Below are 16513 nucleotides of genomic sequence, written 5' to 3'. Positions count from 1 at the left end.
ACCCCTGAACGGCATCGATTATTCACGAATTTGACTGTCAGGCGTCTTGCGGAGACCTCATGCGCTGGTTAGCTTTTCCGAAGATGGCCTTGAGTCTCGCGCTGGCCACCCTGGCCGCGCTGATGCTCGTGGGCATCAACGAGGTGGGCTTTCGGCAGTCGCATCAGGCGCTGATCGAGGTCCGGGATGCACAAAGCGTCCGACAGACACTCAACGAACTTCTTTTGAACCTCGTCGATGCTGAAACGGGTCAGCGCGGCTATCTGTTGACCGGCGAAGCGCAGTATCGCGAACCTTACGATCAGGCGGTACGCAAGGTCGATGGCCAACTGAGCACCCTGCGCACCCTCTACGCCGCCCGGCCCGCCGAGAGCGCCCACCTGACGCAGTTGGCCACGCACGTCGGCCGCAAGATGGCCGAGATGGACATGAGCGTCCGCCTGCGAAAAGACGGCAAGGAAGAAGCCTGGAAATTCGTCATCACCACCGACGTGGGGCGCGAGGAAATGGTCGCGATCCGCGCGCAGGCCAGCGCCCTGGTCGACAGCAGCGACGCCGCGTTGCGCAGCGGGCAGGCGCAGATCGCCAAGTCGCTGCGCCTGGCCCGCGTCGGCATCGCATTGATCGCGGTCATCGCGCTGGTCGCCTTCTACCTCTACCTGCGGCAGACGCACGCCCTGCGCTCGATCGGCGAGCGCCAGCAGGAAGCGCTGCAACGCGAACGCAACGTGCTCGAGACCGAGGTACGGGAGCGGACCGCCAGCCTGGCCGAACTCGCGACCCACCTCCAGGAGGTGCGGGAAAACGAACGTGGCCACCTCGCACGGGAGTTGCACGATGAACTCGGCTCGTTGCTGACGGCCGCGAAGCTGGACGTGGCGCGCCTCAAGTCGCGGCTGACCGATGCGCCAGACGCCACGCAACGGTTGCAGCATCTGACCGAACTGCTCAACAGCGGCATCGCCCTGAAGCGCCGCATCATCGAAGACCTGCGACCCTCCTCGCTCTCCAACCTCGGGCTGGTGGCCTCGTTGGAGATCCTGGGCCGGGAATTCGCCGACCGCTCGGGCATGCAGGTCGAGTTGGCGCTCGAACCGGTGGTGCTCGACGAAGCGCGCCAGCTCACGGTCTACCGCATGGTGCAGGAGAGCCTCACGAACATCGGCAAGTACGCGGACGCGACCGAAGCGACGATCGTGATGAAGGACTACGGCACGCATGTCACCGTCGACGTGGTGGACGACGGCAAGGGCTTCGATCTGCAGCGCCTGCGGCCCGCAACCCACGGTCTGGCGGGCATGCGCCACCGCGTCGAGGCCGCCCAGGGCAAGCTGACGGTGAGTTCGTCGCCCGGCAAGGGCACGCGGGTGAGCATCATGCTGCCGGTCGGTGCGCAGCCGGCGGCAGGCCGCCGCGTCGCCGGCTGACGCTCCTCTCCTACGACGCCAGCCCGCGGCTGCTGACAGGGTCGCCAGGCCGCCGCGCTATCGTTGATTCAAGCCGTGATTTCCCCGCGCTGCGCGGGAGCGCAACGTCGTTAGGATGGACAGGCCCGCACATTCATCACCCTCAGAAAGGAACTTCCATGAACATCAAGACAGCATCGCAGCTCGCCGACGAAGCCAGCAAGACGGCCAACGACGCCATTGATTCGACCCGTGCCTATGCGCAGAATGCCGTGAACGCGGCGGGTGAGAAGGTGCGCGACCTGCGCCGTGAAGCCGAACCCACCGTCGAGCAGATCGCTGCACGCGTGCAGCAAGCGGTGCAACGCGGCCTCGACGCCGCGTCGACCACCAGTGCCCGTGCACAGCGCCGCCTCGAGCAGGCCGCGGACGTGACCGGCAAGTACATTGCCGATCAACCCATGCGCTCGGTGCTCATCGCCGCAGCTGCCGGTGCGGCCATCACCGCACTGATCGTCCTGGCCAGCCGCCGCAGCCCGCGCGACGACTACTGAGACTGCGTCTCTGGCTGCATCCATACAACGGTGCCGCCATGGACCGCCTTTCACGCCCTGAGCAAGCCTCGACACCTCGCGTTCGGCCTGCTCCTTTTCCATGGGAAGAGATTGCCGTCCACCTCGGACAGCGCTGGTGGCAGCGCCACCCTGCCAACGCCGCCGCCCAGCTGGCGCGGCCCGCGCTGGCCCGGTTGGCGGCAGCGCATCCCGCGACATTGATCGCGGGCGCGGCGTCTGTCGGTGCGCTCGCCATGCTCGCGCGCCCGTGGCGGTTCCTGTCCATCACGGCCGTGGCAGCGGCCCTGTTGAAATCTTCGGATGTGGCCGACTGGGTCACGCTGCTCGCCTCTTCCGACAACACCAACAAAAACAAGGACGAAATGTCCACCCCACGAAAGGATCGACGATGAATGCAACCTCATCTGCCCAGCCTGCACCGGGCGAACGACTCATCCTGGACGAAGGCGCGATCGACGCTGCGCGCAAGAGCCTGGACGACGGCGCGTTGACGCCCAGTTATGGCCCCTGGCGCGACGACATCGTGAAGCTGTTGAACGGCGCGCTGGCCACGGAACTGGTCTGCGTCCTGCGCTACAAGCGCCACTACTTCACCGCCAGCGGCGTGTCCTCGCCGGCCATTGCCGACGAGTTTCTGGTCCATGCGAACGAAGAGTCCGCCCATGCGGACCGTATTGCCGAACGCATCGTCCAGCTGGGCGGCGACCCGGACTTTTCGCCTGCCACGCTGCTGGAACGCAGCCACGCCGGTTACGACGAGTCGGATGACCTTCAGGCGATGGTGCGGGCGAATCTCGTGGCCGAGCGCATCGCTGTGGAAACCTACCGCCAGATGATCGTTCTGATCGGCGACAAGGACCCGACGACCCGTCGCATGCTCGAAGACATCTTGTCCGACGAGGAAGAGCACGCCGACGAACTCAAGGATTGGCTCGGCCATTGAGCCGCTTCAGGCACACAAGAAAAAACCCGGCAATGCCGGGTTTTTTCTTGTGTCGAGCACTGCCGATCACATGGCTCGTACATCCAGCTGGTTATCGACACTGGACACCCCTTTCACCGCCTTGGCGATGTCGCCAGCACGTGCCTTGGCGGCAGCGCTCGGCGCCGGGCCCTGCAGCTTGACAACGCCACGCTTGGTGTCGACGTCGATCCGCGTCGCACTCAGTTCCGGGTCCTTTGCCAGGCTGCTCGACACGCTGGCCGTGATGGCGACGTCTTCGACGGTACCGGCCACGGCTGTTCCCGTCTCACGCGCCGCTTCCTTCACGTTCGCCGCGCCTTCACGCATCGCCGGCTCCGACGCTACGACCTTGTCGCGTGCCTCGCCCACCAGCACCTCGGTCTTGTCCTTGGCGCGCTCCGCGGCTTGCTGGGTCTTGGCAATGGCGGCATCGACCTTCTGACCGGCGGTCTGACCGTCGCCCCGGTCGCTGCAACCGGCGGCGCCGAGGGCTAAGACCACCAGCGAGGCAGAGGTCCAGCGCAGGACAGGCTTACGCACGCCTGCACTGGTCGCCGTGGTCACAGCTTGTCAACGCCCGACTTCAGGGCGTCCTTGGTCTTTTCCTTGGCGTCGCCATAGGTGCTCTGCACCTTGCCGCCCGCCTTTTCCGCAGCGCCCTTGGCTTCGAGCGACTCGTTGCCGGTCACGCGGCCAGCCACTTCCTTGACCTTGCCCTTGGCCTGATCCACACGACCTTCGACTTGATCCTTGTTCATAGCGAACTCCTTTGCTTCGGTTGCAACGGCTCGACCGAACCGTCTGAAGCCAATCTAGGACCGCCCCCGCCAACCGCACGGGCGCAGGCGCCGCGTGGCGCTGTAGGACAGCGGCAGAGCCGGATGTCTCGAACTAGGCCGTGGCAATCCAGCCTTCGAGCGGATCGATATCGACCGGGAGGCCATAGCCAGGCCCTGCGCTGTCGCGACGCGCAAGGCTCCACGCCGCCTGCACCAGGCACAGCACCGCGTCGAGCGAATCGCCCCGGGCGTCCGCCAGCAATTGGTCACGCTGCGCGTGCGTGAGCGACAGGCGCAGCCCGAGCCGGGTCTGGCCGCGCTCGAGCGCCGACAGCAAATCGGCCCGCGCGACCCAGCGGGGCGTGTCCTGGCGCGCGCTCGCATCGCTCTTGTAGCTGCGTCGACCGATGAGCTCGCGCGCGAGCAGGCCCGGGTAGGCTTCGAGCGCGACCTTTGCTCCATCACTCGCGCCGACGTGCAGGCCGGGCACCGTGGCGCCGGCCGCCAGCAGGCGCGGCACGCCCGCATGCAGCATGAAGGCGACCGGGGGGTTCACCCACTTCATCGACGGGCTGGCGCCGGCCGGGCCGTCGGTGCGACGGTGGGCGAACTTCCCGCCGACCGGGCGCGCAGCGCAGAAAGCCGCAAAGACGGCGCGGATCTCGGCACGGCTCATCGCTGCGTAGTGCGCCATCAGTTCGGACCAGGTCGCCGGCCAGCCCAGTTGCATCACCAGCTCGCGCGACAGGCCGAAGGGCAGGTCGAAACCGCCGACCCAGGCCGGGGTGTCGTGCAACCACTGGCCCCAGGCGTCGAGGGTCGTGAAGGGCAGCAGTTGCGACAGCGTCACGCGGCCGCCGCGCTCGTGGCCGAGCGCCACGACGATGGGCTTGCGCGCTGTCGGTGCGCTGGAGAAATCACACCCCAGCAGAAGGGTCGTCATGCGGTCGGCCCGCCGGACGGGGCCATCGCGGCCCACGGCGGCACGGTACAGCGGTTCAGGTTCGCCCGACGATGGCCGCGGTGGCCATCAACTCCTCGAGGAGTGCGAGCGACACCTTGCCGGACACGGCATAGGGGTCGAGTTCCGGGCGTTCGGAATAGCGCAGCAGGATCGCGGCGTGGATCTTGGTGAGCTGCACCTGGCCCATGGTCCAGCCGCCGAAGCGGCGTTCGGCGATTTCTTCGTAGTGCAGCAGCACCACGTCCTTGTGGCGCACGTCCTTCTGGATGTGGCCATAGAGCTCGCTCACCGCGTTGCGTCCGCCCTCGATGGCCTGCAGGAAGATGCCCGCGCCGTAGCAGAGGATGCCCGTGATGCCGCAGGCCGTGTTGTGGGCCCGCGATTGCGCAAGGATCGCATCGATTGCCGGGCTGCTGGTGTCGACGGCGCGGCTGGCGTAGAGAAGGCGTACGAGCATGGCGTTCAGCGATTGCGCGGCAGGAGTGAAAGGAATTCGCGGCGGAGGTTCGGGTCCTTCAGGAAAACGCCGCGCATGACGGAATTGATCATCTTGCTCCCCGTTTCCTTCACGCCACGCCAGCTCATGCAGAAGTGCTCGGCTTCCATCACCAGGGCCAGGCCGTCGGGCTGGGTCTTTTCCTGGATCAGGTCGGCCAATTGCACCACCGCCTCTTCCTGGATCTGCGGGCGGCCCATGATCCATTCGGCGAGGCGGGCGTACTTCGACAGGCCGATCACGTTGGTGTGCTCGTTGGGCATCACGCCGATCCATAGCTTGCCGATGATCGGGCAGAAGTGGTGCGAACACGCGCTGCGAACGGTGATCGGCCCGACGATCATCAGCTCGTTCAGATGCTCCGCATTCGGGAATTCGGTCAGCGAGGGCGGCGGCACATAGCGGCCCCGGAACACCTCGTTGAGGTACATCTTCGCGACCCGGCGCGCGGTGTTGTCGGTGTTGTGGTCATGCTCGACGTCGATCACGAGGCTGTCGAGCACCCCCTTCATCTTGACCTCGACCTCGTCAAGCAGCGCCTCGAGCTCGCCCGGCTGGATGAACTCCGCGATGTTGTCGTTGGCATTGAAGCGCTTGCGCGCGGCCTGCACGCGCTCGCGGATCTTGACGGAGACGGGCGTGCCCTCATCGTCGGCCGGGGTGTCGGAGGTCTGGGGGGCGTCGATCTTCCTGAGCATGCGGGAATCGTACCAGCGAAGTCCCGGACCCATGCCGCGCAGGGGCGCCGCAGCACTATGAATGGGGGAGCACGAAATCCGTCAACAGCGGCAGGTGATCCGACATCCGCGCCCAGATCGGGCCGCGCGGCACGCTGCAGGCTGCCGGCGCGAATCGGCGCGCGTAGATGAAGTCGAGCTGCGTGACCGGCAGGCGCGACGGATAAGTGAGCGTGGGCGGACCACGCAGGTCGCTCGAGTCGCGCAGGCCCATCGCGTTCATCGCGTAACGCATGCGCGCGCCCCAGTCGTTGAAGTCACCGGCGACGATCAGCGCCTCTTCCGGCGGGATCTCGCGGTCGATGAAGTCCTTCAGCTGCGCGATCTGCCGCACGCGGCTCCCCTTGATCAGGCCCAGGTGCAGCACGATGGCATGCACCATCCGCCCGTCGACGTCGATCTGCACATGCAGCAGGCCGCGCTGCTCGAAGCGGTGGTCGGAGATGTCGCGATGGCTGGTGCGCACCACCGGCCAGCGCGTGAGCAGCGCGTTGCCGTGCTCCCCATGGCGGGTGATGGCGTTGGTCTCGTAGACGGCGGTGTAGCCCTCGGGCGCCAGGAAATCGGCCTGCGGCATGTCGGGCCACCGCGCGAAGCGCAAGGCGCCTTGCCGGTTCATCTTGCGCACTTCCTGTAGGCAGACGATGTCGGCATCGAGGCCCTCGATGGCATGCCCCAGGTTGTGGATTTCAAGCCGGCGGGCCGGCCCGATGCCCTGCACGCCCTTGTGGATGTTGTAGGTCGCCACCCGAAAGGTGTTCGCGGTCGCGTTCATCGGGCAAATTGTGGCAGCAGCAGGATGGCTTCGGCATTCGAAGGGGAAAAGCAGGCGTCTGCCGCATCGCGGTGGGGCAGCCACTGCCATGCCGTGTGCTCGCGCGGCGACAGCACCGGCACGATGCGGTCGGGCACGCACAGGCCGAAGAGATGCTCGGTGTTGCGCGTCACGCCGGGCGCATAGCGGGCACGCCAGCGCGGATAGATGTCGTAGACGTTCTGCAGCTGCCAGTCGCGCAACTGCGATGCCAGCGGGCTGCCGGGACCGCAGTCGATGCCCGTCTCCTCTGCCACCTCGCGCGCCGCGGTCAGCGCGAGCTGCTCGTCGGCCGTGTCTTTGCTGCCCGTCACCGATTGCCAGAAATCGTCGGCATCCGCGCGCCGGATCAGCAGCACGTCGAGTGCGGGCGTGTGGATCACCACCAGCACCGACTCGGGGATCTTGAAAGGCTGCATCGCGGGTCGGCCCTCAGAACAGCGGACGAAAAAAAGGGCACTGCGCGGTGCCCTCTTCTCTTGCAGTCATGGCCGCGCGCCAGCGTTTCAGGCGGCGGGCTGCACGTTGCGCAGCTTGATGTGCAGCTCGCGCAGCTGCTTTTCGTCGACCGGGCTCGGCGCCTGCGTGAGCAAGTCCTGCGCGCGCTGGGTCTTGGGGAAGGCGATCACGTCGCGGATCGACTCGGCGCCGGTCATGAGCATCACGAGACGGTCCAGGCCGATGGCGATGCCGCCGTGCGGCGGTGCGCCGTACTGCAGCGCGTCGAGCAGGAAGCCGAACTTCTGCTGCGCATCTTCGGCGCTGATCTTGAGCGCGCGGAACACCTTGCTCTGCACCTCTTCGCGGTGGATACGGACCGAGCCGCCACCCATCTCGATGCCGTTGAGCACCATGTCGTAGGCCTTGGCGATGCACTTCTCGGGCGCGGTATCCATCAGGTCTTCATGGCCGTCCTTCGGCGCAGTGAACGGGTGGTGCACGGCGCTCCAGCGCTGGCCTTCCTCGTCGAACTCGAACATCGGGAAATCGACCACCCACAGCGGTGCCCAGCGGTCGTCGAACAGGCCGGACTTCTTGCCGAAGGCGCTGTGGCCGATCTTCACGCGCAGCGCGCCGATGGCGTCGTTGACGACCTTTTCCTTGTCGGCGCCGAAGAACAGGATGTCGCCGTTGCGGGCACCTGTGCGGGCGATGATCTCGGCCAGCGTCGCGTCGTCGAGGTTCTTGACGATCGGGCTCTGCAGGCCGTCGCGACCGGCGGCCGCGTCGTTCACCTTGATGTAGGCCAGGCCCTTGGCACCGTAGATCTTCACGAACTCCTGGTAGGCGTCGATCTCGCCGCGCGACATGCCGCCCTCGGCACCGCCGCCCGGCACGCGCAACGCCACCACGCGGCCGTCCTTCATCGTCGCAGCGTTCGAGAACACCTTGAACTCGACGCGCTTCATCAGCTCGGTCAGTTCGGTGAATTCGAGCTTCACGCGCAGGTCGGGCTTGTCCGAGCCGTACTTGAACATCGCGTCGCCGTACGTCATGGTCGGGAACACCGGCAGGTCGATGCCCGCGGCATTGCGGAACATGGTGCGGACCATGCCTTCGAACATCTCGCGGATCTCTTCTTCCGCGAGGAAGGAGGTCTCGATGTCGATCTGCGTGAATTCGGGCTGGCGGTCGGCGCGAAGGTCTTCGTCGCGGAAGCACTTGACGATCTGGTAGTAGCGGTCGTAACCGGCCACCATCAGCAACTGCTTGAAGAGCTGGGGCGACTGCGGCAATGCGAAGAAGCTGCCGTCGTGCACCCGGCTGGGCACCAGGTAGTCGCGCGCGCCTTCGGGCGTGGACTTGCCGAGCATGGGCGTCTCGATGTCGATGAAGCCGTTGGCATCGAGGAACTTGCGCGTTTCCATCGTGACCTTGTAGCGCAGCATCATGTTGCGCTGCATCGCCGGGCGGCGCAGGTCGAGCACGCGGTGCGTAAGACGCGTCGTTTCCGACAGGTTGTCGTCGTCCAGCAGGAAGGGCGGCGTGACCGAGGGGTTGAGCACCTTCAGCTCGTGGCACAGCACTTCGATCTTGCCGCTCTTGAGGCTGTCGTTGGTGGTGCCTTCGGGACGCGCGCGCACCAGGCCCTTGATCTGCACGCAGAACTCGTTGCGCAGGTCCTCGGCGACGGCGAAGGTCGCGGCACGGTCGGGATCGCACACCACCTGCACGTAGCCTTCGCGGTCGCGCACGTCGATGAAGATCACGCCGCCGTGGTCGCGCCGGCGATTGACCCAGCCGCACAGGGAGACGGTTTCGCCCATCAGGGCTTCGGTCACGAGACCGCAATAGTGAGAACGCATGGCCATAGGTCGATTCCGGCGCCGAGAGGGGCGCGTTATTTGGGGGTTGCGAGGGTGGCCGGGCCGCCAGGAACGACCACGCCCATCGAGACGATGTACTTGAGCGCGTCGTCCACGCTCATCTTGAGTTCGATGCAGTCGCTGCGCTTGAGCATCACGAAGTAGCCGCCGGTGGGGTTCGGCGTGGTCGGCACGTAGACGCCGAGGAAGTCGCCGCCACCCAGGTGCTCGACCACGTCGGCGCCGGGCGTGCCGGTGACGAAGGCGATGGTCCAGACCCCTTCACGCGGCCACTGCACCAGCACCGCGGTGCGAAAGGCATTGCCGTTCTCGGAGAAGAGCGTGTCGGACACCTGCTTCACGCTCGAATAGATCGAGCGCACCACCGGAATGCGCCGCACCACCGCGTCGCCCCAGCCCAGCAGGCGCTTGCCGACGAAGTTGCTGGCGATCGCGCCGACCACCAGCAGGATCGCCAGGGTGAACAGCACGCCCAGGCCGCGCACCCGGTGCTCGGTCAGCCAGACCTGCCATTGCTCGGGCAGCAGCCACAGGGTCTGGTCGAGCGTGCCGATGATCCAGTTGAGCACGCCCAGCGTGATGACCAGCGGCACGATGACCAGCAAGCCCGACAGCAGCCATTTGCGCAGCGCGTGCATGGCGCGGCCTCAGTCGTTCTTGGCCGCCGGCGCGGGCGCGGGGGCCGGCGCGGGACTGGGGGCGGCTGCAGCCGGCGCGGAGGCCGGTGCCGGTGCCGCTGCACCGTCTGCCGGCTTGGCCGGGGTGGCTGCGTCCGATGCCGGGGCGGCGGCGGTCTTGCCGCCACCGTCGCGGAAGTCGGTCACGTACCAGCCCGAGCCCTTGAGCTGGAAGCCGGCCGCCGTGACCTGCTTTTCGAATGCGCTCGCACCGCATGCCGGGCACACCGTGAGGGGAGCGTCGGACATTTTCTGCAACGCGTCTTTGGCAAAGCCGCAGGCGCTGCACTTGTAGGCGTAGATGGGCATGGGATTTGGAGCGAAAAATAGGCGGCGCAGCGGCCGCTCGCAAAGCCCATGATTATAGGGTCGCGCCCTGGAAGCGCCCCGCGGTTCAGGCGGGGTCGACGGCCAGCGGCCGGTGCGGCGTGTGCGTATCGGCCACCCACTGCGGCGCCAGCGAACCGGCCACCATGCCCACGAAGGCAGCCAGCACGCCAGCCAGCTGGGCTGGAAATGCCTCGCCCCACGGCGTGGCCAGGAACAGCAGCCAGGTGCCGATGCCCAGCACCACCGCCGCCATCGCCCCCTGGGTGGTGGCGCGCTTCCAGTACAGGCCGCAGACCAGTGGCACGAAGGCGCCCACCAGCGGCACCTGGTAGGCGCCCGACACCAATTCGTAGATCGGCGTGCCCTGCATGCGAATCGCGTAGGCCAGCACCGCGGCGCTGAAGACCAGCACGGTGACGCGCATGGTCAGCAGGTTCTCGCGGTCGGTGCCGGCGGGCCGGAACTGGCGCCAGATGTTCTCGGTGAAGGTCACGCTGGGGGCCAGCAGCGTGGCCGAGGCGGTCGACTTGATGGCCGACAGCAGCGCGCCGAAGAACAGCACCTGCATCACGAAGGGCATCTTCTCGAGCACCAGCGTGGGGAGCACCTTCTGCGGGTCGTCCTTGAGCAGCGCGGCGGTCTGCTCCGGCATGATCAGCAGCGCGCTGGCGACCAGGAACATCGGCACGAAGGCGAACAGGATGTACGCGATGCCCCCAATCACCGGCCCACGCGTGGCGGCCTTGACACTGTTGGCGGACATGACGCGCTGGAACACGTCCTGCTGGGGAATCGAGCCCAGCATCATGGTGATGGCCGCGGCGAAGAAGAACACCATGTCCTTGTAGTTCGGCTCGGGCCAGAACTTGAAGAGGTCCTTGCTGACCGCGAAGGCCAGCACCTTGTCGGCGCCGCCGGCCATCTGCCCGGCGAAGACGGCGATCACCGTCAGCCCGACGACCAGGATGATCATCTGGATGAAGTCGGTCACGGCCACCGACCACATGCCGCCGAACAGCGTGTACGCCAGGATCGACACCACGCCGATCACCATGCCGACCGGGATGCTGATGGCACCGGCCGAGAGCACGTTGAACACCAGCCCCAACGCCGTGACCTGCGCCGACACCCAGCCCAGGTAGCTCAGCATGATGATGAGCGAACAGGCCACCTCCACCACGCGGCCGTAGCGCTCGCGGTAGTAGTCGCTGATGGTCAACAGCGTCATGCGGTAGAGCTTGCCCGCGAAAAACAGGCCGACCAGGACCAGGCAGGTGCCGGCGCCGAAGGGGTCTTCGATCACCCCATGCAGCCCGCCCTCGATGAATTTCGCCGGAATGCCCAGCACCGTTTCGGACCCGAACCAGGTGGCAAAGGTCGTCGTGACGATCATGAAGAGCGGCAGGTGCCGCCCGGCGATCGCGAAGTCGGTGGTGTTCTTGACCCGCTTGGCCGCATACAGGCCGATGGCGATCGTGAACAGCAGATAGACGATGACCAGGGTCAGCAGCACGACGAACTCTCCTCGTTGGGGCTCAGAACAGGCGGATGCGGACCACGGCCTGCATCACGATCAGACCCAATACAAAACCTATGCCAACCGCGATCACGATCTGCAGCAGGCGGTTGGTGCGCTTCTGCGCGGCCAGCAGTTCCAGCAGCTCGCGGCGGTGGTCGGCCGGCCGGTTCTCCAGGAATTCATGCAGCAGGCGCGGGAACTGGGGCAGCAGCTTGGCGTAGCGCGGCGCCTCGGCGCGCAGCTGCGCGAACAGCCGCTTCGGGCCGATCTGATCGATCATCCACTTCTCGAGGAACGGCTTGGCCGTGGCCCACAGGTCGAGTTCGGGGTCGAGCTGGCGCCCGAGCCCTTCGATGTTGAGCAGCGTCTTTTGCAGCAGCACCAGTTGCGGCTGGATCTCGACGTGGAAGCGGCGCGAGGTCTGGAACAGGCGCATCAGCACCATGCCCAGCGAAATCTCCTTGAGCGGCCGGTCGAAGTACGGCTCGCACACGGTGCGGATCGCCGCTTCGAGCTCGTCGATGCGCGTGCCTTCGGGCACCCAGCCGCTCTCGAGGTGCAGTTCGGCCACGCGCTTGTAGTCGCGCCGGAAGAAAGCGACGAAGTTCTGCGCCAGGTATTCCTTGTCGCTCTCGGTGAGCGTGCCCACGATGCCGAAGTCCAGCGAGATGTAGCGCCCGAAGGTCGCCGGCGCCAAGCTGACCTGGATGTTGCCCGGGTGCATGTCGGCATGGAAGAAGCCGTCGCGGAACACCTGGGTGAAGAAGATCGTGACGCCGTCGCGCGCCAGCTTCGGGATGTCGACGCCGGCGGCACGCAGCCGGTCGAGCTGGGCGATCGGCACGCCGTGCATGCGCTCCATCACCATCACCTCGGGGTGACAGAAGTCCCAGAACATCTCGGGGATCATCACCAGCTCGAGCTTCTCCATGTTGCGGCGCAGCTGCGCGGCGTTGGCGGCCTCGCGCACCAGGTCGAGCTCGTCGTGCAGGTACTTGTCGAACTCGGCCACCACCTCGCGCGGCTTCAGGCGCTTGCCGTCGGCCGAGAGGCTGTCGACCCAGCGCGCCATCATCGCCATCAGCGCCAGGTCCTTCTCCATGACCCCGCGCATGCCGGGACGCAGCACCTTGACGGCCACATCGCGCACGATGCCCTGGCGGTCGCGGATGGTCGCGAAGTGGACCTGCGCGATCGATGCGCTGGCCACCGGTGTTTCGTCGAACTGCAAGAAGATGTCGGCCAGCGGCCGGCGGAAGGCGCGCTCGATGGTCGCGATGGCGATGGCCGACGGGAACGGCGGCACGCGGTCCTGCAACCAGGCCAGTTCGTCGGCGATGTCGGGCGGCAGCAGGTCGCGCCGGGTGGACAGCACCTGGCCGAACTTCACGAAGATGGGGCCGAGCCGCTCCAGCGCCTCGCGCAGCCGCTGGCCGCGCGGCGCGTCGAGGTTGCGCCCGACCGAGACGATGCGCGCCACGATGCGAAGCCAGGGCTTCTGGAAGCTCGTGAGCACGAGCTCGTCCAGGCCGTAGCGCAGCGCGACCCAGACGATGAAGACGCCGCGGTACAGGCGACTCATTCGGCGCTCGCGCCGCCAGAGCCCGGTTGTCCCGCCTTGCCGGCCGCGAACTGGCGCACCGCGCCCGCCACCTTGCGCGCGACGCCGGCCACCGTGTGGGCCGGCACGTCGCCGATCAGGCGTGCCAGGTCGTCCTCGACGTCCCAGCGCACATGGTCGACCAGCCAGTTGACCTCGGCCGCCAGTTGCACGTCACCGACGATGCGCACCGTCGGCTTGTCGCCGCGCAGTGTGCTGCGCGCGATGTCCAGCGGTGACGCGTCGGCCACCATCAGCGTGAGTTCGGGAATGGCCCCCTCGGGCGCGAGGTCGAGCAGCCCGGCGGGCGTCGCGACGAGGCGCATCGTGACGAAGCGCCACTCGAACTGCACCACCCGCCCCTTCTGGCGCACCAGACGCTGCTGGGCTTCGGGCTCCTGCTGCAGCACGTGGTTCAGGAACAGGACTGCGCGATGCTGAATCTCGTGGACCGCCCAGGCGGGCGGCTGCAGGCGGCTGCCGATGCGCTCGAACAAGCCGTCGAGAAAAGAAAAAGGGGACGATGGTGTGGCCATGTCCCCATTATCGATGGCGCCAGCGGCCCAATGCCGCCGGACAGCGCCGCTTTACTGCAAGGCTTGCACGCCAGCGACCACCCAGCCGCCACGGCCGTCGACCGGCTTGGTCATGTTCCAGACCTCGCGGAACGGGCTCGGGCCGGCCGAGGCGTCTTCGCGGATCATGCCGGAGAACTCGACGCTGGCCATGTAGGCGTCGGGCATCTCTTCGATGCCGAGCAGCTGCGCGTCGAGCATCACGACCTCGGTCTTGTTGGGCTGACCGCCGGTGTGCGTCTCACGCTCGGCCAGCTGCGAGCGGATCTCGCCGACCATCGAATCGGTCATCATCGACCGCAACATGGTGATGTCGGAACGGTCCCAGGCATCCTGCAGGGTGACGAAGTTGCGCTTGGCCGCCGCCAGGAAACCATCGACGTCGAAGCCCGCCGGGATGCCCCAGGACTGCGCGCCGCTCAGCGCCGAGCCGATCATGCTGCCGCCTGCGGCACCCGCAGCGCCTGCCATGGAGGAACCGCTGCTGCGCTCGGGCGTCGCATCGAAGGCCGCCGCGTTGCTTTCCCAGGGGCGCGCCGAGGCGTCGTTGCCGACCTTGGCCGGGCTGTACTGCGCCGGCGTGGCGGCGTCCGAGGGCGAAGCGCCCGCACCCTGGAAGGCAAAGCCGCCCTGGTTGCTGCTGCGCGGCGCGTTGTTGCGGCGTGCCGCAAAGAGGCGCCAGGCGACCACGGCGGCCAGCACGAGCAACCCGATCAGCAGGATGTTGCCGAAGCCGGCGCCCAGTCCCAGCGAACTTGCGAGCCAGGCCAGGCCCAGGCCCGCGGCGAGGCCGCCGAGCATCGCGCCCCAGGGGCGCTTCGGTGCGGCGGCAGCGGCCGGCGTGCCGGGACGCGCGGCCGGGTTGGCGTTCTGCGCAGGCGTGGCCGGCGTGGCCTGGTTGGCCGGCGGCGTCGCCTGCCGCTGGGTCACGTTGCCCGACTGGCGACCGAAGGACTTGCCGCCGCCGATGCGGGCCGCGTCGGCCTGCACGCTCGCCAGGGCCAGCACGCAGACCAGGAAAAGGGATCCCAACTTTTTCATTTCATCTCCTCAGTCGCGAAGAAAACGCTTCGCCGATTCAGCACTTGATTCCAACATGCAGGGCGACCACGCCGCCCGTCATGTTGTGATAGTCCACATGACCGAAACCACCCTCTTTCATGAGGGTCTTGAGCGCTTCCTGCGGGGGGTGCATCCGGATGGATTCCGCGAGGTAGCGGTAGCTCGCGTCGTCGCCGGCCACCGCCTTGCCCAGGCGCGGCAGCACCTTGAAGGAATACCAGTCGTAGGCCTTCTGCAGCGGTTTCGCGACCTTCGAGAACTCCAGCACCAGCAGCTTGCCGTTGGGCTCGAGCACGCGGTTCATTTCCTTGAGCGCCGCATCCTTGTGCGTCATGTTGCGCAGGCCGAAGGCCACGGTGACGACGTCGAAGTGGTTGTCGGGGAACGGCAGTTTCTCGGCGTCGCAGACCATCGTCGGCAGCGACACGCCCGCGTCGAGCAGTCGGTCGCGGCCGGTGCGCAGCATGGCTTCGTTGATGTCGGTGTGCACGACCTGCCCGCTGGCACCCACCTTCTTCGCGAAGGCCAACGCCAGGTCGCCGGTGCCGCCGGCGATGTCGAGCACGCGCGAGCCTTCGCCCACGTTCGCGACCATCACGGTGTAGGCCTTCCAGGCGCGGTGCAAGCCCATGGACATGAGGTCGTTCATGAGGTCGTAGCGCGTCGCGACCGAGTCGAACACGCCGCGCACGCGCCGCGCCTTCTCGTTCTCGTCGACGTTCTCGAATCCGAAGTGGGTGGTGCTCATGGTTTTTCAGATGTTAGGTCGTTGGCGCCGGGATCGAGCGGACGACCCCGCTCGGACGCCGGGCTTTGGCGGGTGATGGCGGCTCAGTGGCTGCCGCAAGCATGGCCACCCGCAGCGGCTGTGGGCGCCATCGGGGCGTCGCGATCGGCGCCGGCGGCGCTCAGGCGGCGCTCGTACTCGGCCCAGAGCTCGTCCTGCTTCTGGCCGAGTTCGTAGAGCAGGTCCCACGAGAAGATGCCGCTCTCGTGGCCGTCGGTGAAGACCGGCTTCACCGCATAGTTGCCGACCGGTTCGAGCTCGAGCAGGCCGACGTTGCGCTTGCCGGTCTGCAGGATCTCCTGGCCCGGGCCGTGGCCCTGCACTTCGGCCGACGGGGAATAGATGCGCATCAGCTCGAAGGGGATGCGAAAGCTCGCTCCGTCGGAGAAGCCGACTTCCAGCACCTTCGAGGTGTTGTGCACGGTGATCGATTGCGGCGTCGGCGCGCCGGCTTGCAGACCTGCCATCAGGATGTCCTTTTGCTGAGTGCTGCGATCATCGCAGCCTCGGCCGCGGGCAGCTGCGCGCGCACGGCGGCCTCCCTGTCGGCGTCGCGGTCTCGCTGCGCGGCCGCCCAGACCGGCGCGGGGAAATGGGTGTCCCAGTCGTAGCGCGCAATCACGTGCCAATGCAGGTGCGGGACCATGTTGCCGAGCGCGGCCAGGTTGATCTTGGTGGGTGCCAGATGGTTGCGCAGGCTTTGCTCGACAGTGGCCACCGCCGCCATGCAAACGGCGCGATCGGCCGCCGACAGGTCGGAGAACTCCGCCGCATGGTCGCGCCAAATGACGCGGTAGAAGCCGGGAAAGCCCACCTCCTGCGCATGGATCACGCGGAACTCGGGCGCCTCGAACACCAGACGCCCGCCAGCGCCTTCGCACAGCACGCAGTCCAAAACGCG

At 67.0% G+C, this 16513-nt stretch carries 21 protein-coding genes; 4 read left to right on the top strand and 17 right to left on the bottom strand.

What is annotated here, in order from left to right; genetic code table 11:
- Positions 1–83 precede the first annotated feature (83 nt).
- From ACSFA2_RS01620 to ACSFA2_RS01605, 4 genes are all read left to right on the top strand, one after another.
- Positions 84–1427 carry a CHASE3 domain-containing protein gene (locus ACSFA2_RS01620; protein ID WP_435454156.1) on the top strand — a complete coding sequence of 448 codons (1344 nt, stop codon included), beginning with the start codon at positions 84–86 and terminating at the stop codon, positions 1425–1427.
- A gap of 158 nt (positions 1428–1585) precedes the next feature.
- Positions 1586–1960: a hypothetical protein gene (locus ACSFA2_RS01615; RefSeq protein WP_435453563.1), complete on the top strand. Its 375-nt coding sequence runs from the start codon at positions 1586–1588 to the stop codon at positions 1958–1960.
- Between the two features lie 38 nt (positions 1961–1998).
- Positions 1999–2373 (top strand): hypothetical protein, encoded by a 375-nt coding sequence (locus ACSFA2_RS01610; RefSeq protein ID WP_435453562.1) that lies wholly within the window; start codon positions 1999–2001, stop codon positions 2371–2373.
- Positions 2370–2924 carry a ferritin-like domain-containing protein gene (locus ACSFA2_RS01605; protein WP_435453561.1) on the top strand — a complete coding sequence of 185 codons (555 nt, stop codon included), beginning with the start codon at positions 2370–2372 and terminating at the stop codon, positions 2922–2924. Before ACSFA2_RS01610 ends, ACSFA2_RS01605 begins: the two co-directional genes overlap by 4 nt.
- Positions 2925–2990: 66 nt before the next feature.
- On the opposite strand, the gene ACSFA2_RS01600 is transcribed toward ACSFA2_RS01605, so the two are convergent.
- The 17 genes from ACSFA2_RS01600 to ACSFA2_RS01520 all read right to left on the bottom strand — a co-directional run bounded on the left by ACSFA2_RS01600 (position 2991) and on the right by ACSFA2_RS01520 (position 16507).
- Positions 2991–3485, bottom strand: a complete 495-nt coding sequence (locus ACSFA2_RS01600; protein WP_435453560.1) for a BON domain-containing protein — start codon at positions 3483–3485, stop codon at positions 2991–2993.
- Positions 3486–3505: 20 nt separating this feature from the next.
- The gene (locus ACSFA2_RS01595; protein WP_435453559.1) at positions 3506–3703 is read right to left on the bottom strand and encodes a CsbD family protein; all 198 of its coding nucleotides are present in this window, start codon (positions 3701–3703) and stop codon (positions 3506–3508) included.
- 133 nt (positions 3704–3836) lie between these two features.
- Complete coding sequence (locus ACSFA2_RS01590) at positions 3837–4667, bottom strand: DUF429 domain-containing protein (RefSeq protein WP_435453558.1); 831 nt, start codon at positions 4665–4667, stop codon at positions 3837–3839.
- Positions 4668–4722: 55 nt separating this feature from the next.
- Positions 4723–5145, bottom strand: a complete 423-nt coding sequence (locus tag ACSFA2_RS01585; protein ID WP_435453557.1) for a BLUF domain-containing protein — start codon at positions 5143–5145, stop codon at positions 4723–4725.
- Between the two features lie 5 nt (positions 5146–5150).
- Positions 5151–5882: a GTP cyclohydrolase I gene (gene folE / locus ACSFA2_RS01580; RefSeq protein WP_435453556.1), complete on the bottom strand. Its 732-nt coding sequence runs from the start codon at positions 5880–5882 to the stop codon at positions 5151–5153.
- A 55-nt stretch (positions 5883–5937) separates the two neighbouring features.
- Positions 5938–6696, bottom strand: coding sequence for an endonuclease/exonuclease/phosphatase family protein (locus tag ACSFA2_RS01575; protein ID WP_435453555.1), 759 nt, complete (start codon positions 6694–6696; stop codon positions 5938–5940).
- Positions 6693–7154, bottom strand: a complete 462-nt coding sequence (gene nudB / locus ACSFA2_RS01570) for a dihydroneopterin triphosphate diphosphatase (protein ID WP_435453554.1) — start codon at positions 7152–7154, stop codon at positions 6693–6695. Before nudB ends, ACSFA2_RS01575 begins: the two co-directional genes overlap by 4 nt.
- An 87-nt stretch (positions 7155–7241) precedes the next feature.
- Positions 7242–9047 carry an aspartate--tRNA ligase gene (aspS, locus tag ACSFA2_RS01565; protein WP_435453553.1) on the bottom strand — a complete coding sequence of 602 codons (1806 nt, stop codon included), beginning with the start codon at positions 9045–9047 and terminating at the stop codon, positions 7242–7244.
- A gap of 29 nt (positions 9048–9076) precedes the next feature.
- Positions 9077–9700, bottom strand: coding sequence for a DUF502 domain-containing protein (locus tag ACSFA2_RS01560; RefSeq protein ID WP_435453552.1), 624 nt, complete (start codon positions 9698–9700; stop codon positions 9077–9079).
- Between the two features lie 9 nt (positions 9701–9709).
- A complete protein-coding gene (locus ACSFA2_RS01555) occupies positions 9710–10048 on the bottom strand; it encodes an FmdB family zinc ribbon protein (protein ID WP_435453551.1) in 339 nt (112 codons plus the stop codon).
- An 85-nt stretch (positions 10049–10133) separates the two neighbouring features.
- Positions 10134–11582, bottom strand: coding sequence for a high affinity choline transporter 1 (locus tag ACSFA2_RS01550; RefSeq protein WP_435453550.1), 1449 nt, complete (start codon positions 11580–11582; stop codon positions 10134–10136).
- Positions 11583–11604: 22 nt separating this feature from the next.
- Entirely contained in the window at positions 11605–13170 is a 1566-nt protein-coding gene (gene ubiB, locus ACSFA2_RS01545; RefSeq protein ID WP_435453549.1) for a ubiquinone biosynthesis regulatory protein kinase UbiB, read from the bottom strand.
- Positions 13167–13724: a hypothetical protein gene (locus ACSFA2_RS01540; protein ID WP_435453548.1), complete on the bottom strand. Its 558-nt coding sequence runs from the start codon at positions 13722–13724 to the stop codon at positions 13167–13169. Before ACSFA2_RS01540 ends, ubiB begins: the two co-directional genes overlap by 4 nt.
- A 51-nt stretch (positions 13725–13775) precedes the next feature.
- The gene (locus ACSFA2_RS01535; protein ID WP_435453547.1) at positions 13776–14804 is read right to left on the bottom strand and encodes a Tim44 domain-containing protein; all 1029 of its coding nucleotides are present in this window, start codon (positions 14802–14804) and stop codon (positions 13776–13778) included.
- A gap of 37 nt (positions 14805–14841) precedes the next feature.
- A complete protein-coding gene (gene ubiE, locus ACSFA2_RS01530) occupies positions 14842–15573 on the bottom strand; it encodes a bifunctional demethylmenaquinone methyltransferase/2-methoxy-6-polyprenyl-1,4-benzoquinol methylase UbiE (RefSeq protein ID WP_435453546.1) in 732 nt (243 codons plus the stop codon).
- A gap of 83 nt (positions 15574–15656) precedes the next feature.
- Positions 15657–16079 (bottom strand): gamma-butyrobetaine hydroxylase family protein, encoded by a 423-nt coding sequence (locus ACSFA2_RS01525; protein ID WP_435453545.1) that lies wholly within the window; start codon positions 16077–16079, stop codon positions 15657–15659.
- Complete coding sequence (locus tag ACSFA2_RS01520) at positions 16079–16507, bottom strand: HIT family protein (RefSeq protein WP_435453544.1); 429 nt, start codon at positions 16505–16507, stop codon at positions 16079–16081. Before ACSFA2_RS01520 ends, ACSFA2_RS01525 begins: the two co-directional genes overlap by 1 nt.
- Positions 16508–16513: the final 6 nt, after the last annotated feature.

This window comes from Variovorax cryoconiti, from assembly GCF_051216395.1.
In the GTDB taxonomy this organism is placed as follows: Bacteria; Pseudomonadota; Gammaproteobacteria; order Burkholderiales; family Burkholderiaceae_C; genus Variovorax.
Note: the sequence above shows the minus strand (reverse complement) of the source record. Positions and strands in the feature narration are given on the sequence as shown.